A 15,070-nucleotide genomic window follows, 5' to 3' on the forward strand; every position below is an offset into this window, starting at 1 on the left:
TTGCGTCAGCTGTGGCCCAGCTCCTCGGCCGGGGCGTCGGCGGCCACCGAGCCGCCGTCCCGGTCGGGGTGCAGCGGGAAGTCCTCGTCGGCGAACTCGTCCAGCACCGGCGGCACCGGCGGCACCGGGGCGGGCACCACGGCTGCCTCGGAGTGGCCGCCGCAGCCGTAGTCCAGCGCGACCACATGGCCGTCGGCCGGGCCGAACTCATTGGCGCAGATGCCGAAGGTCTGGCTCAGCGTCCCGGCCACCGGGATCAGGAAGCCGCAGGTGGAGCAGTCGGCCGGGGCGGCCTGCGCCATCGGGGAGTGCGCGCCGAAGTCCTTCTCCCAGCGGTCGGCGGCGAGGTGCAGGCCGAGCCGGGACAGCACCCTGGTCCGGCCCAGGCCCAGTTCCAGCGCGACGGCCGCGATCGAGCCGCGCAGGGTCGGGCTGGCCAGCGCCTCGGCCCGGCCCGCGGAGCCGGAGCCACCGCCCTCGCCGCCCTCGGCCTCGTCGGGTTCGAGCTCCCGCTCCATCGCCTCGGCCAGGGCGGAGTTCGGCGCGATCTCGTCCGCGCCGGTCCAGCCCGGCTCAAGGCGCAGGTCGTCCTCGTCGGTCGGCAGCAGGTCGCCGGGGCCCATGTCGCCGGGGCGCAGCCGCTCGCTCCAGGGCACCCACTGCGGGGCGATCAGCGCGTCCGCGCCGGGGAGCAGCACCGTTTCGTCGAGGGTGACCAGCTTGCCGCGCGAGGCGCGGGTGACCGTGACGGCCCAGCGCCAGCCCCGGTACGCCCACTCGCGGGTCGCGAAGTAGTGCGTGACGACGCGCTCACCGTCCGCGTCCAGGCCGAGGTGCTCGCCGACCGCGGCCTCGCCCGCCAACTCGACCGCGGCAGCGCGGGCAAAGTCGACAGCATCGGCACAGAGCCGGTCGGGGGTACGGCTTCGCGTCGTCGCAGCACTCATCACAGGATCGATTCTCTCCCAAGCTTCATCCGCGGATCGCCACGACCGCCGGGCGGCACGGCGCGGTCGCCTGCCGGGAGGGGTCGGGCAGTCCCTATTCTGCGTGATTCCGCGGGCCGGTCCCGACGGACTCGACGAGCCGTCCGGACCGCCGCAAGGTCTTCACGCGGCACCACAAAAGTGTCTGCGCGGCGCCTTCGTCGGAAAGTGCCACTGAGTGCACGGTACCGGTCGTTCCGCCAACGCGGACAGTACCTCGCCACTTGTCACCCTCCGGCGTCGTCCGAGCGCGCAGAAGATCGACTCGGTCACCACGCCGCCGTTGCGGGGAATGACCGGCATGGGAAGCCGCTGTTCGGGCAGGATGGGCGGCGTGGCCGACGAAGCGCCTCGGGGAACCCGTCCCGGAGGTCCCGACAGCCCCGCACCGCCCCGGGCAGGGTCGGAGGGGCGGGCCCCGGCTGAGCCGGGCGTCGTGATCACCGGCCGCCGCCGGGGTTTCGGCCGTCGGCTGCACCGGGCCGCCTCGGCCACCGCGCGCGGCACCGGGAACGCCGTGCACGCCACCGGGCGGCGGATCCGCCGGGCCACCTCGGCCGAGGGCGCGGGCGAGTCCGGGCTGGCGAAGCTGATCGAGCTGCACGCGGTCAGCTCGGCCGGGGACATGATGATCACCGTCGCCCTGGCCTCCACCATCTTCTTCTCGGTGCCGACCGGCGAGGCGCGCGGCCGGGTGGCCCTGTACCTGCTGATCACCATGGCCCCGTTCGTGCTGCTGGCCCCGGTGATCGGCCCGCTGCTGGACCGGCTGCCCAGCGGGCGGCGGGCCGCGATGGCGCTGTCGATGCTGGCCAGGGCCGCCATCGCGTGGATGATGACCAGCTCCATCGCGGGCGGCGGGCTGGACATCTACCCGGAGGCGCTGGGCGTGCTGGTCGCGTCCAAGGCCTACGGGGTGGTCCGCAGCGTGGTGGTGCCACGGCTGCTGCCGGCCAGGGTCACCCTGGTCAAGGCCAACTCCCGGGTCACCCTGGCCGGGCTGCTGGCCACCGGCGTCGCCGCGGCGATCGGCGGCGGGCTGCACCTGATCGGCCCGAGCTGGCCGCTGCGCGGGGCGTTCCTGGTGTTCCTGGCCGGGGCGTTCCTGGCGTTCGGCCTGCCGCACCAGGTGGACCTGGCCGAGGGCGAGCAGCGGGCCGTCCTGCACGGGGACGACCCGGCCGACCCGGCCGACGCGGCCCCGGTCTCGCTGACCAAGCGGCCCGCGCCGCTCGCCGACCGGCCCGGCCCGGCCGCCGCCGCTGCTACGGCCGCTGCCGCTGCCGCGCCGCGGGCCGAGGGGCCGTCCGCCACCGCGGCGTCCGCGCGTCCGCGGATGGGCCTGCGCACGGTCGGGCCCGCGGTGGTCCTGGCGCTGCGGGCCGAGGGGACGCTGCGCGGACTGTCCGGGTTCCTCACCTTCTTCCTGGCCTTCCTGCTCCGTGAGCACCCGTTCCCCGGCCTGCGCCCGACCGTCGCGCTGGCCTGCGTGGCGGCGGCGCTGGCCGTCGGCAACACGCTGGGGACGGTGCTCGGCTCCTGGCTGAAGGCCCGCGGCCCGGAGATCCTGGTCACCCTGATGCTGAGCCTGGCCACCGCCGCGGCGGTGGCGGCGGCGCTGTTCTACGGGCTGCTGACGGTCACTCTGCTCGCCGGGGTGGCCGGACTGAGCCAGTCGCTGGGCAAGGTCGCCCTGGACGCGCTGATCCAGCGCGACGTCCCGGAACAGGTCAGGACCTCGGGCTTCGCCCGCTCGGAGACGCTGATGCAGCTGACCTGGGTGCTCGGCGGCGGCCTCGGCATCGTGCTGCCGCTGGTCGGCCGGGTCGGCATGGGGACCGCGGCGGGCATCCTGGCGCTGTCGCTGGCCTTCACCGTCCGCGGGCTGGTCCGGATGCCCCGGGTGTCCACCCGGCCGTACCTGGCGTAGCGGCTGCCCTCGCCGGGGCCACCACCTGGAGTAACCCCGCACCCGGTGGCGGCCCCCCGGCGTGGCGTGATCGCGGGCGGGCGGTAGCCTCAGCACCATGAGTCTCAACCGCGCTGTCGCCGCCCTCGGAGCCGTCGCCGTCGTCGGCGCCGCCACCGTCGGCCTCTCCGTCTGGAAAGCCAACGACGCCGGCAAGCCGGTCCCCCGGATCTACGTGACCTCCGGATCGACCTGGACCCCGGTCTCGCCGCTCTGCTACAACGGCGGCAAGGAGATCGCGGCCAAGGACGTCGCCGCCTGCGCCGCCAAGGTGCAGAAGCTGGGCGCCGCCAACGCCGCCAAGACGATCTCGGTCCGCCCGAACAGCACCTTCACCATCGGCGTGGACAAGGACATCACCAAGGTCGGCTGGAGCGCCAGCGGCTCCGCCGCGCTGGTGGCGCAGACCACCAAGTACCAGGCCAACAACCTGCCGCTGAGCGGCGTCTTCCCGACCAGCACGGACCAGAGCACCGGCGCCACCAGCACCGCCGACAAGGGCACCGTCCTGGTGATCGAGCGTCCGGCCGGCAGCACCAGCAAGATCGTCGGAGTCTGGGTCTTCAGCATGAAGACCGTCTCCTGACTTCCACCGCCGGCATCTCCGCCACCGGCCGTCCCCGGCTGCTCGTGGTCACCGCCGTCGCCCCCGAAGCGGCGGCGGTGCTGCGCGGCCTCCCGGCCGGGTCCGCCGACTCCGCCCCGGACGCCGAACTTCCGCTGCCCGGCGGCTACCTGCTGCACCGCAGGGGCCCGGTGGACGTGCTCGCCGCCGGGGTCGGCCCGGCCGCCGCGGCGGCCGGGACCGCCACCGCGCTCGCGCTGGCCGCCCAGCCGTACCGGCTGGTGCTCTCCACCGGGATCGGCGGCGGCTTCGCCCCGCTGGCGCCGCTGGGCTCGATCGTGGTCGCCGACCAGATCGTCGCCGCCGACCTGGGCGCGGACACCCCGGACGGCTTCGCCACCGTCACCGAACTGGGCTTCGGCCGGGTCTCCCACCCGACCGCGCACGCCGCCGCGGTCGCCGCCGCGCTGCGCGACGGGGGCCTGCCGACCGCCGTCGGCCCGGTGCTCACCGTCTCCACCGTGACCGGCACCGCCGCCCGCGCCGAGCAGCTGACGGCCCGCCACCCGGGCGCCGCCGCCGAGGCGATGGAGGGCTTCGGCGTCGCCGAGGCCGCGGCCGGGCACGGCGTCCCGGTGCTGGAGCTGCGCGCGGTGTCCAACGCGGTCGGCCCGCGCGACCGCGCCGCCTGGCGGATCGGCGAGGCCTTCGCCGCGCTGGAACGGGCCTTCGCGCTGCTCCCGTACGACCGGCTGCTCTGACGGATCGTCCAGGGGTTAGGGTCGGGGACATGACTGCCGCGGACGCACTCAAGGTCGCCTTCTCGCCGTGCCCCAACGACACCTTCGTCTTCCACGCCTGGACGCACGGGCTGGTCGTCCCGGGGCCGGCGGCGCCCGAGGTGACCTTCGCGGACATCGACATCACCAACGGCATGGCCGAGCGCGGCGAGCTCGACCTGCTGAAGATCTCCTTCGCCGCGCTGCCCTGGGTGCTGGACGAGTACACGCTGCTGCCCTGCGGCGGCGCGCTCGGCCGCGGCTGCGGCCCGCTCGTCCTCACCGGCCCCGGGTCGTCCACCGACCCGGCCGAGCTGGCCGGAAAGACCGTCGCGGTGCCCAGCGAGCGGTCCACCGCGTACCTGCTGTTCCGGCTGTGGGCGGCCGAGGCGGTGCCGGGCGGCCTCGGCGAGATCGTGGTGATGCCGTTCCACGAGATCATGCCCGCCGTCCGCGACGGCAAGGTGGACGCGGGCCTGGTGATCCACGAGGCCCGCTTCACCTACCAGCAGTACGGGCTGCACTCGCTGGCCGACATGGGCGAGGCCTGGGAGGCCGCGACCGGTCTGCCGATCCCGCTCGGCGCGATCATCGCCCGGCGCAGCCTGGGCCAGGAGCGGCTGCGCGAGCTGGCGGCGGCGCTCCGGGCCAGCGTGGAGCACGCCTGGGCGCACCCGGAGGACAGCCGTGACTACGTCCTCGCGCACGCGCAGGAGATGGACCCGGCCGTCGCCGACCAGCACATCGCGCTGTATGTGAACGAGTTCAGCGCCGACCTGGGCGAGGACGGCTACGCCGCCGTGCACGGCCTGCTCGACCGGGCGGCGGCGGCCGGCCTGCTCCCGGCGGTGCCGCCGGGAGCCCTGGCCTTCCGGTAGACCGAGGGACCGTCAGACGTCCAGCTGGTCGGCGACCGCCCGCAGCAGGGTCGCGACCTGGTGGCCGGCCTGCTTCTCCGGGTACCGCCCGCGCTGCAGGCCGGGCAGGATCCGCTCCAGCAGGGTGGTCAGGTCCTGGACGATCGGCGCCAGGTCGTCCGGCTTGCGGCGGTTCGCCACGGCCAGCGACGGCAGGTCGTCCAGCAGGGTCACCTTCTGGGCCTGGTCCCCGCGATGCCCCGCGATGATCTCGAACTCGACCCGCTGACCGGGCTTGAGTGCTTCGACCCCGGCAGGCAGCGCCTTGGAGTGGACGAAGACGTCGCCGCCGTCGTCACTGGAGAGAAAGCCGAAGCCCTTCTCGCCGTTGAACCATTTCACTTTGCCCGTGGGCATACCGAGACCTCGTCGCTGCTGGATGGGGGTGAAGGAAGGGAACCGCACGGAGCCGGGGCGGCCTGTTCGGATCAGTGCCGCGCCATTGTTCCAGGATCGCGGTGCGTTGATCGACTGCTTTGCCGTTTCGTACGCGCTTCCGTAGCAGCCACCACACACCCCCGATCGGCTCGCGGGGCCGCTGCCGGACAGGCTCGGCGCAATCCCCGTGCGTGACGTGCATACCCTTGGAGCGTGACTACTGAAACTCCGCGGCCCGGCGACGCTCTGGTACGGGTCGGCGCGATCCTGTTCCTCATCGGCGCGGTGGCGACCATCGCGACCGTCGCCCCGCTGTTCCTGGGCCTGAGCCGACTGCCGACGCCCGCGTACTTCGTCAGCATGGTGATGCCGCTGGGCTTCGGCACGGCCCTGCTCGGGCTGCTCCGCTCGGCCCGCGCGCAGCGCGGGGGCAGCGCGGGAGCCGCCGCGCGGCGCGGGGTCAGCGGCTGAGGTAGGACTCCAGCCAGTCCGGGAACGCGGTGAGGTCGGCCAGCACCACGTCCGCGCCCGCCTCCCGCAGTTCCCCGGCGGAGTAGGGGCCGGTGGCGACGGCGACCGCCAGCGCGTCCGCGGTGCGGGCGCCGACGATGTCGGCCAGGTGGTCGCCGACGTAGACCGTCGCCCCCTCCTCGCGCAGCACCGTGCCCTTCTCCGGGCCGAAGACCGAGCCGTACACGCCGTCCGCCGCCAGGTCGAGGGCGTCCAGGTTCAGCCGGGCGTTGGGGGTGTGCTTGCCGGTGACGACGATGCTGCGGCCGCCGTGCTTGCGGACCGCGGCGAGCGCGTCGTGCGCGCCGGGCAGGGCCAGGCAGTCGTCCACGCCGTGCAGCGCGTACAGGGCGCGGTAGCGGTTGGCGACCGGGCGCACCCGCTCGGCCGGGAACCAGTGCGCCAGCTCCTGTTCGACCGGCGGGCCGAGCCGGCTGACCACGAGTCCGCTGTCGATGGGGGTGCCGGTCTCGGCGGCGAGCAGGTCGTAGACCTTCCGGATGCCGGGCCGGGAGTCGATCAGCGTCATGTCGAGGTCGAAACCGATGGTGGGGGCCGTACGTCCGATCATGCGGCCCAGCCTACGGTGCCGTGCTGAACCGCCAATTGCGGCATGGCTCTTGTGACCCAGGTCACCCCGTTCCACCATGGCAGGATGCCGACCACAGCAGCGCAGGCAGGACAGACGGGACAGACTCCTTCGGACGTCAGGCGCAAGGCCGAGATCGCCCAGGGCTTCGACCTGGTCGCGGACACCTTCGGCTCGGGAAGCGGCTCCTTCTTCGACTCGGTCGGGAGCCGGCTGGTCAGGATCACCGGCGTACGGCCGGGCGACCGGGTGCTCGACCTCGGCTGCGGCCGGGGCGCGGTGCTGCTCGCCGCGGCGGAGGCCGCGGGCGCGGACGGCTACGCCGCCGGGATCGACCTGGCGCCGGAGATGGTCCGCGCCACCGCGGCCGAGATCGCCCAACGGCGGCTGCGCAATGTCGCGGTGCGGATCGGCGACGCGGAGGACCCCGGCTTCCCGGCCGGCTCGTTCGAAGTGGTGCTGGCCGGGCTGATGATGTTCATCACACCGGACCCGGCCGCGGCGCTGACCGCGGCGCGCCGGGTGCTGGCGCCCGGCGGGCGGTTCGGGATGAGCACCTTCGGCCCGGAGGACCCGGCCTGGCAGCGACCGCTGCGCGCGGCACTGGCCGCGGGCGGCTCCGCGCCGGGCGGCCCCGACGACTGGCGCCGCGACCGCAGTCCGGGCGGGCTGCTGGACACCCCGGAGCGGATCGCCGAGCTGCTGGCGCGGACCGGCTTCACCGAGACCGCCACGGTCGAGGAGGAGCACACCACCAGCTACGCCGAGTACGGCGACTGGTGGACCTCGCTCTGGTCCGGCGGGCGACGGGCCGCGCTGCTCCGCAGCATCCCGGAGGACCGCCGGGAGGCGGCCCGGGAGGCCGCCTACGCGGAACTCGACGCCCTCGCCGTCGACGGCGTCCTCACCCGCCGTACGGCGCTCCGCTACACCACAGCCGTCCGGGCCTGACGCTAGGTCAGCGCCCGGTCCGCTCACGGCGGGCGCCGGTCGGAGGCGGGCCGGTCGGAGGCGGGCCCGGTCAGGGGCGGCGGGAGATGCGCCAGGCGAGGAAGAGTGCCGAGGCGCCCGCCGCCACCCGGAGGCCGACGCCGACCGCGGAGCGGACCGCGGCCTTGTACTGGGCGTCCGTCAGCGGGTGTCCCGCGGGCTGCCCGTGGACGTGCTGGTACAGCCAGTAGCCGACGCCGCAGGCGACCACGACCGGGAGCCAGAGCCCGGCGAAGTGCGCGGCCTGCCGGCCGATCCGGCGGCTGACGTAGGCCAGCGGCCAGCCGACCACGGCCAGGTACCAGAGGCCGAGCACGGCGGACGCCGCCAGCACCAGCGCCGCCAGCGACTCCACCAGCGGGATCCGCGACCGCGGCACGGCCACCGCGACCGGCTGCACCGGCGGCGCCGCCGTCGGCGGCGGACCGAGCAACCGGCGTAGCAGGGTGCGCCGGGGCGGCCCGGCCTTCGCCAGCAGCACGGGCTCGTCCGCGGTGGCGGTACCGTCTCCGGGGTCCGGGTCGGGACCCCGCTGGGCCGGGACGGCCGCGCGGGTGGCCGGGTCGATGCCCTCGGGGTCCATGAAGTCGGGCTCGAAGCTCGCCCGCCAACCGGGCAGGCCGCCGGTGGCGGCCCGCGCGTCCAGCTGAGGACCGCCGTCGCCGCCGGACCCGGCCCAACCGCCGACGCCCCCACCCGTGCCGGACCCGGTCCAGCCGCCAGCACTGCCACCAACGCCGGACCCGCTCCAACCACCGGCACCACCGCCCGCGCCGGACCCGCCACCGGACCCGCTGCCCGCACCGGCCCAGTCGCCCGCACCGCCGCCGGACCTGCTTCCACCGCCCGCGCCCCCGCCACCCCCGCCGCCGAAGCGCCACCAGCCACCGCCGCCCGAGGCTCCCCCGCCCTCCCCCGGCGGACCGCCCTGGGCCGGCACGGCAGGGCCGCCCCACGACCCGCCCTGCCCCGACCCGCCCGCACGCCCGTCCCCGCGCCCCGCGCCGCCCGCGCCGCCGCTCTCCGCCGCCCTGGGCACGCCGTTGTGGACCGCGCGGCGCACCACCTCGTCCGGGCTGCCGATGCCGTTCAGGATCCGCTTCACCGCGGTCGCCTCGCCGCGCACGGACGTGCCGCTGCCCGGTCCGCCGCGCCGGGTGTCGATGGTCTCCCGCAGCCCGGACACCAGCCGGGCCCGCTCCGCGGCTGTCAGCGACGTGGCCTGTGCCAGGTCGCCCACCCTGCTCAGATAGTCGTAGACCACCTGGTCGCTCTCGATCCCCATGGCGGCGATCACCCTCCCCAGTACCCACCCCCCGGACCCCGCGTTCAGAAGCTTAGGGCGGCCGGACGGCTGCCCCTCCCGTACCCGCTAACCCGCCCCGGCACGCCCCGCCCGCAGTCCCCCGCAGTCCCCCCGCGGCCCCGCCCGCAACCCCGCCGCGGCCGAACCCACCGGCCGAACTCGCGGCTCCGCCCGCAGCCGCGCCCGCACGGGCAGGCCGGTTACCAGGCGGAGCGACTAGCCTGGGTCGGATGAGCAGTCGACGCCCCGCCACGCCCGCACCCCCCGCGGCGCCCCGCACCCTCGCCGAGGAGCTGCGGGCGCGGTCCGACCAGGGTCTGGCCGAGCTGCTGCGGGCCCGTCCCGACCTGCTGCACCCGGTGCCCAGCGACCTGACCCAGCTCGCCACCCGGCTGTCCACCCGCGCCTCGGTGGTCCGCGCGCTGGAGCGGCTGGACCGGTTCACCCTGCAGACCGCCGAGGCCCTCGCCGTGGCCCAGGACGGCTGCGCCTACGCGGCCTTGGGCGACCTGCTCACCGGCACCGTCCCGCACGAGGAGGTGGACCGGAAGGCGGTCCTCGCCGCGCTCCCCGGCGCGCTGGCCGTGCTCAGGACCCAGGCCCTGGTCTGGGGCGGCGACGACCAGCTGCGGCTGGTCCGCACCGCCCGCGACCTGCTCGCGCCGACCGGCGGGACGCCGGGACCGACCGGCCTCGGCCCGACCTTCGCCGAGGCCGCGACCGCCGCCCGGCTCTCCCCGGCCCGGCTGCAGGAGGTCCTCGCCGACCTCGGGCTGCCCGCCACCCACGACCCGGTCAGCGCCGTCGCCGCGCTGGCCGCGCTGTTCGCCGACCGGGAGCGCGCCGACGCCCTGCTCGCCGAGGGCCCGCCCGGGGTCAAGGACGTGCTGCGGCGGCTGATGTGGGGCCCGCCGTACGGGGCGCTCCCGTCGCCCGCCGCCGGAGGCGCACCGCGCCCGGTCCGGGCCGCCGAGGCGCGCGGCCCGGTCGAGTGGCTGCAGGCCCGCGGCGTGCTGCTGCCGGCCGGACCGGCGAACGTGGTGCTGCCCCGCGAGGTGGCGCTGCACCTGCGCGGCGGACGCGCGCACAGCGCGGTCGAACCCGGTCCGCCGGCCGTCGCGCCCGCCGCACCGCACGCCCCCGACCAGGTCGACCGCACCGCCGCCGCCCAGGCGTTCGCCGCCGTCCGCACCGTCGAGGAGGCGCTCGACCTGTGGAGCACCGACGCCCCGGTGGTGCTGCGCACCGGCGGCCTGGGCGTGCGCGAGCTGCGCCGCACCGCCGCCGCACTGGACCTGCCGGAGCCGCAGACCGCGTTCTGGCTGGAACTGGCCTACACCGCCGGGCTGGTCGCCGCCGACGGCGAGGTCGCCGAACGCTGGGCGCCGACCCCGCTGTTCGACGAGTGGCTCCGGCAGCCGGTCGGCGACCGCTGGCTGCTGCTGGTCCGCGGCTGGCTGGCGAGCAGCCGGGTGGCCGCGCTGGTCGGCGGCCGGGACGCCAAGGACAAGGTGCTGGCCGCCCTCGGCAACGACCTGGACCGCCCGTCCGCCCCCGAGCTGCGGCAGCAGGTGCTGACCCTGCTGGCCGGGCTCCCGGCCGGAAGCTCCGCCGACCAGGACAGCCTGCTGGCGCACCTGCGCTGGCTCAGCCCGCTGCGCGGCGGCTCGGTCCGGGACCGGCTGGTCGGCTGGACCCTGACCGAGGCCGAGCTGCTCGGGCTGACCGGCCGCGGCGCGCTCGCCGACCACACCCGGCGGCTGCTGGACGGCGGGGACCCGCTGCCGGTGCTGGCCCCGCTGCTGCCCGAGCCGCTGGACCACGTGATCCTGCAGCCCGACCTCACCGCCATCGCGCCGGGGCCGCTGCACACCCCGCTGGCGCAGACCCTGGCGGTGGCCGCCGACGTCGAGTCCAAGGGCGGCGCTACGGTCTACCGGTTCACCCCGGACTCGGTCCGCCGCGCCCTGGACGCCGGGCGCAGCGCCGAGGAGCTGCACGGCTTCCTGGCCAAGCACTCCCGGACCCCGGTCCCGCAGCCGCTCAGCTATCTGATCGACGACGTGGCCCGGCGGCACGGACGGCTCCGGGTCGGCGGCGCGTCCGCGTACCTGCGCTGCGACGACGACGCGCTGCTGGGCGAGCTGCTGGCGGACCGTCGGACGGTCCAGCTGCGGCTGCGGCGGCTGGCGCCGACCGTGCTGGCGGCCCAGGCCGACCCGGCCACGCTGCTCACCCAGCTGCGGTCGCTCGGCTACGCGCCCGCGGCCGAGTCCCCGGACGGCGACGTGCTGATCTCCCGTCCGGACGCGGTGCGGACGCCGCCGCGCAGCGCGCCGGTCCCCGTCGGCGACGGGCCGCCGCAGGTCCCGGACGGGCTGCTGGGCGCGGCGGTCAAGGCCGTCCGCGCGGGCGACCGCGCCGCCACCGTCGCCCACCGCGAACCGGCCGCGGGCGGATCCGGCAACGGCGCGGGCCCGGCCGGGGCCGGGTCGGGCACCGGAACGGGCGCCGGGGCCGCCCGTGCGCTGCCGCGCACCAGCGCCGCGGACACCCTGGCCGCGCTCCAGGCCGCGACCCTGGCCGGCGCGGCGGTGTGGATCGGCTACGTCAACGCCGACGGCGCGGCCAGCCAGCGCGTGGTCGAGCCCAAGCAGGTCGGCGGCGGCTTCGTCACCGCCTTCGACCAACTCCGCGAAGAGGTCCGCACCTTCAGCCTGCACCGAATCACCGGCGTCGCCGAGCTCGCGGAGTAGGCCGGTCCGCGAGGGTCGTAGCGGGTCAGATCACGGCGGGTCAGGGCAGTTGCAGCGACGCCCGCATGTCCACGATGGCCTGACCGTAACCGCCCTGGTAGGAGGCGGTGATCCGGGCCAGCGCGGCCTTCCAGTCGGCGTCGTCGTTGGCCGCGACCACGGCGTCCCACAGCTTGGCCTCCTTGAGGTCGGCCGCGGCCAGCGCCCTGGCATGCGGTCCGACCGCACCGGGCCACTTCGCCGCCACCAGCTTCGCCGCCTCGGTGCGCAGGTCAGCGGCCACCTCGACGGCGTACGGCTGTCCGTCGGCCCAGTGCGGGTCGGCCAGGTAGCCGTAGACGTGCCGGGAGACCTGTTCCGGCCGGTCCAGCTTCAGGTACGCGGTCTGGTCGGCGTCGTAGACGATCGGCTCAGCCGCCAGCGGCGCGGTCAGCTTCTTCTTCTGAACGTCCTGCATGAAGCAGTAGATGCCCTGCTCACCGGCCCACCAGGACTGCTCGCTCGGGTAGTTGAAGGTGACGACGACGTTGTCGGGAAGCACGCTGTCGGCGTCAGGCATCAGCGCGAACTCGGCGGTCGCGCAGACGTTCGCCGCCGTGCTCTCCGAGGTGGTCTCCCCGGGGAAGTTGCCGCCCGCCAGTTCGTCGGAGACCTTCAGCAACTGGGCGTCGTGCGGCTCGGTGCAGGGCACCTGCTTGACCCGCAGCAGGTTCACGGGCCCGCTCTGGTCGTAGCAGTCGCCGGGCTTCAGCGTCCGCAGCCGCACCCCGGACGCCGTCCTCGGCCCGGCCGCGGTGGTGGTGCTCGCGTGCCGTACGAACGCGGTGCCGACCAGCGCCACCGACCCCAGCGCCCACACCCCCGCCAGCACCAGCCCGGCGATGGCCAGCCCCTTGCCCCGGCGCCGGTTCGGCCGCTTCCGGACCAGCGCGACGATCCCCAGCGCCAGCCCCACCGGCCAGAGCCCGAGCAGCCCGGTCACGAACGACCCGATGGCCATCCCGTCCGCCCCCGGCGCCTGCTGTCCGCCCCCGTACGGCGGCGGATACCCCTGCCCCGGCACCGCCCAGTGCGCCGACGGCGGCAGCTCGCCCGGTATCGGCGGCTTGGCCGGATACGGCGGCATTTCCCCTGGTGGCGTGCCCATTTCTGTCCCCCCTGCCGATGCTTCGGAAGGGCAGGTTAGCGGATCGCCCGAGCCGGTCCCACCGGTCGCCCCCGCCCCCGCCGCGGCTCGGGCTGGCACACTGGAGGGTCTGCCCTGCGCTCAGCCCCCCGGAGGCCCACCCCGTGAACGACGGCCCGCTCATCGTCCAGTCCGACAAGACCCTGCTCCTGGAGACCGGCCACGCCCTGGCCGGTGACTGCCGCCGTGCCATCGCGCCGTTCGCGGAGCTGGAGCGCGCCCCCGAGCACGTGCACACCTACCGGGTCACCCCGCTCGGGCTGTGGAACGCCCGCGCCGCCGGGCACGACGCCGAGCAGGTCATCGACGCCCTGGTGACCTACTCCCGCTACCCGGTCCCGCACGCGCTGCTGGTGGACGTGGCCGACACGATGGGCCGCTACGGGCGGCTGACGCTGAGCAAGCACCCGGTGCACGGCCTGGTGCTGTCGACCACCGACCGGCCGATCCTGGAGGAGATCCTCCGCTCCAAGAAGATCGTCCCGCTGGTCGGCGCCCGGCTGGACGCCGACACCGTCGCCGTCCACCCCTCCGAGCGCGGCCAGATCAAGCAGGTGCTGCTGAAGCTCGGCTGGCCGGCCGAGGACCTGGCCGGGTACGTGGACGGCGAGGCGCACCCGATCGAGCTGGACCAGGACGGCTGGCAGCTGCGCCCGTACCAGCAGCAGGCGGTGGAGGGCTTCTGGCACGGCGGCTCCGGCGTCGTGGTGCTGCCCTGCGGCGCGGGCAAGACCCTGGTCGGCGCGGCGGCGATGGCGACCGCCAAGGCGACCACGCTGATCCTGGTCACCAACACCGTCTCGGCCCGGCAGTGGAAGCACGAGCTGGTCAAGCGCACCTCGCTGACCGAGGAGGAGATCGGCGAGTACAGCGGCACCCGCAAGGAGATCCGCCCGGTCACCATCGCCACCTACCAGGTGATGACGACCAAGCGGAAGGGCGTCTACGCGCACCTGGAGCTGTTCGACTCCCGCGACTGGGGCCTGGTGGTCTACGACGAGGTGCACCTGCTCCCCGCGCCGATCTTCCGCTTCACCGCCGACCTGCAGGCCCGCCGCCGGCTCGGGCTGACCGCGACCCTGGTCCGCGAGGACGGCCGCGAGGGCGACGTGTTCTCGCTGATCGGCCCCAAGCGCTTCGACGCGCCGTGGAAGGAGATCGAGGCGCAGGGCTACATCGCCCCGGCCGACTGCGTCGAGGTCCGGGTCACCCTCACCGACACCGAGCGCCTCGCCTACGCCACCGCCGAGCCGGAGGAGCGCTACCGCTACTGCGCCACCACCGCCAGCAAGCGCCGGATCACCCAGGCCCTGGTGGAGAAGCACCGCGGCACCCCGACCCTGGTCATCGGCCAGTACATCGACCAGCTGGACGAGTTGGGCGAGGCGCTGGACGCCCCGGTGATCAAGGGCGAGACCACCAACCCGCAGCGGGAGAAACTCTTCGACGCCTTCCGCAACGGCGAGATCACCGTGCTGGTGGTGTCCAAGGTCGCCAACTTCTCGATCGACCTGCCCGAGGCCACCGTCGCCATCCAGGTCTCCGGCACCTTCGGCTCCCGGCAGGAGGAGGCGCAGCGGCTCGGCCGGGTGCTCCGGCCCAAGGCGGACGGGCACACCGCCCACTTCTACTCGGTGGTCGCCCGCGACACCATCGACCAGGACTTCGCCGCGCACCGCCAGCGCTTCCTGGCCGAGCAGGGCTACGCCTACCGGATCATCGACGCCGACGACGTACTCACCGCCGACTGACGCGGGGGCGTCCCCGGTCGTCCGGCGCCCAAGTGACGGAGTGTCAGCGCCGGGCGCCGTCGACGCCGTCGCTGCCGAGCAGCACCACCCGCCAGGTGGTGTCGAGGAAGACGCCGACCCCGCGCAGCGCGGTGCGGACGGGGTGGCGCCGGTCAGGGTGGTCGGTTCGGGTGCTGCCATGGCGGGCGCTCGGGCCGGCCGTGGTCTCCGGGTTCATCTGTGCGGTAGCCATGACTCCAACCTAGGCTTCCCCACCTGCGAAGTCGTCGCCCCGGAGGCCGATCCGGCGGGCCCGGGGGCCTCCTCCCGCAGGGGTACGCCCGGTCATCCCGAGGTCAGGGTTTCCCCTGACCCCGACTGGCGGGACCCAGCGGAACCCCGGCGTTAA

The 15,070-nt window shown here is 75.3% G+C and carries 14 protein-coding genes; 8 read left to right on the forward strand and 6 right to left on the reverse strand.

Translation table 11 applies throughout. From position 1 onward, the window contains the following. Nucleotides 1-5: 5 nt before the first annotated feature. Nucleotides 6-947: a DUF3027 domain-containing protein gene (locus ACEZDE_RS01560; RefSeq protein ID WP_380530847.1), complete on the reverse strand. Its 942-nt coding sequence runs from the start codon at nt 945-947 to the stop codon at nt 6-8. Between the two features lie 331 nt (nt 948-1,278). Here ACEZDE_RS01560 and ACEZDE_RS01565 point away from each other — a divergent pair, with 331 nt between their 5' ends. From ACEZDE_RS01565 to ACEZDE_RS01580, 4 genes are all read left to right on the forward strand, one after another. Next, nucleotides 1,279-2,916, forward strand: coding sequence for an MFS transporter (locus ACEZDE_RS01565; RefSeq protein WP_449341692.1), 1,638 nt, complete (start codon nt 1,279-1,281; stop codon nt 2,914-2,916). A gap of 97 nt (nt 2,917-3,013) precedes the next feature. Beyond that, nucleotides 3,014-3,541: a hypothetical protein gene (locus ACEZDE_RS01570; RefSeq protein WP_380530850.1), complete on the forward strand. Its 528-nt coding sequence runs from the start codon at nt 3,014-3,016 to the stop codon at nt 3,539-3,541. 44 nt (nt 3,542-3,585) lie between these two features. After that, the gene (locus ACEZDE_RS01575; protein ID WP_380530852.1) at nt 3,586-4,281 is read left to right on the forward strand and encodes a futalosine hydrolase; all 696 of its coding nucleotides are present in this window, start codon (nt 3,586-3,588) and stop codon (nt 4,279-4,281) included. Nucleotides 4,282-4,310: 29 nt separating this feature from the next. Next, nucleotides 4,311-5,177 (forward strand): 1,4-dihydroxy-6-naphthoate synthase, encoded by an 867-nt coding sequence (locus tag ACEZDE_RS01580; RefSeq protein ID WP_380530854.1) that lies wholly within the window; start codon nt 4,311-4,313, stop codon nt 5,175-5,177. A gap of 12 nt (nt 5,178-5,189) precedes the next feature. Here the strand turns inward: ACEZDE_RS01580 and ACEZDE_RS01585 are convergent, their stop codons facing one another. Next, nucleotides 5,190-5,573 carry a cold-shock protein gene (locus ACEZDE_RS01585; protein WP_380530858.1) on the reverse strand — a complete coding sequence of 128 codons (384 nt, stop codon included), beginning with the start codon at nt 5,571-5,573 and terminating at the stop codon, nt 5,190-5,192. A gap of 234 nt (nt 5,574-5,807) precedes the next feature. Here ACEZDE_RS01585 and ACEZDE_RS01590 point away from each other — a divergent pair, with 234 nt between their 5' ends. Then, on the forward strand, nt 5,808-6,065 hold the full coding sequence (locus ACEZDE_RS01590) for a hypothetical protein (RefSeq protein WP_380530860.1): 258 nt from the start codon (nt 5,808-5,810) through the stop codon (nt 6,063-6,065). Here the strand turns inward: ACEZDE_RS01590 and ACEZDE_RS01595 are convergent. Beyond that, the gene (locus ACEZDE_RS01595) at nt 6,055-6,675 is read right to left on the reverse strand and encodes an HAD family hydrolase (protein WP_380530862.1); all 621 of its coding nucleotides are present in this window, start codon (nt 6,673-6,675) and stop codon (nt 6,055-6,057) included. The genes ACEZDE_RS01590 and ACEZDE_RS01595 overlap by 11 nt on opposite strands. A gap of 84 nt (nt 6,676-6,759) precedes the next feature. On the opposite strand from ACEZDE_RS01595, the gene ACEZDE_RS01600 reads away from it, so the two are divergent. After that, a complete protein-coding gene (locus ACEZDE_RS01600) occupies nt 6,760-7,644 on the forward strand; it encodes a class I SAM-dependent methyltransferase (RefSeq protein WP_380530865.1) in 885 nt (294 codons plus the stop codon). A 70-nt stretch (nt 7,645-7,714) separates the two neighbouring features. Here the strand turns inward: ACEZDE_RS01600 and ACEZDE_RS01605 are convergent, their stop codons facing one another. Next, nucleotides 7,715-8,968, reverse strand: coding sequence for a hypothetical protein (locus ACEZDE_RS01605; protein WP_380530867.1), 1,254 nt, complete (start codon nt 8,966-8,968; stop codon nt 7,715-7,717). A gap of 251 nt (nt 8,969-9,219) precedes the next feature. Between ACEZDE_RS01605 and ACEZDE_RS01610 the strand changes: the two genes are divergently transcribed. Next, the gene (locus ACEZDE_RS01610; RefSeq protein ID WP_380530869.1) at nt 9,220-11,745 is read left to right on the forward strand and encodes a helicase-associated domain-containing protein; all 2,526 of its coding nucleotides are present in this window, start codon (nt 9,220-9,222) and stop codon (nt 11,743-11,745) included. Nucleotides 11,746-11,785: 40 nt separating this feature from the next. On the opposite strand, the gene ACEZDE_RS01615 is transcribed toward ACEZDE_RS01610, so the two are convergent. After that, complete coding sequence (locus tag ACEZDE_RS01615) at nt 11,786-12,871, reverse strand: DUF4190 domain-containing protein (protein ID WP_380530872.1); 1,086 nt, start codon at nt 12,869-12,871, stop codon at nt 11,786-11,788. A gap of 164 nt (nt 12,872-13,035) precedes the next feature. On the opposite strand from ACEZDE_RS01615, the gene ACEZDE_RS01620 reads away from it, so the two are divergent. Next, the gene (locus tag ACEZDE_RS01620) at nt 13,036-14,682 is read left to right on the forward strand and encodes a DNA repair helicase XPB (RefSeq protein WP_380530874.1); all 1,647 of its coding nucleotides are present in this window, start codon (nt 13,036-13,038) and stop codon (nt 14,680-14,682) included. Nucleotides 14,683-14,725: 43 nt separating this feature from the next. On the opposite strand, the gene ACEZDE_RS01625 is transcribed toward ACEZDE_RS01620, so the two are convergent. Next, nucleotides 14,726-14,914 (reverse strand): hypothetical protein, encoded by a 189-nt coding sequence (locus ACEZDE_RS01625; RefSeq protein ID WP_380530877.1) that lies wholly within the window; start codon nt 14,912-14,914, stop codon nt 14,726-14,728. Between the last annotated feature and the right edge of the window lie 156 nt (nt 14,915-15,070).

This window comes from Streptacidiphilus cavernicola, from assembly GCF_042510955.1.
In the GTDB taxonomy this organism is placed as follows: Bacteria; Actinomycetota; Actinomycetes; order Streptomycetales; family Streptomycetaceae; genus Streptacidiphilus; species Streptacidiphilus cavernicola.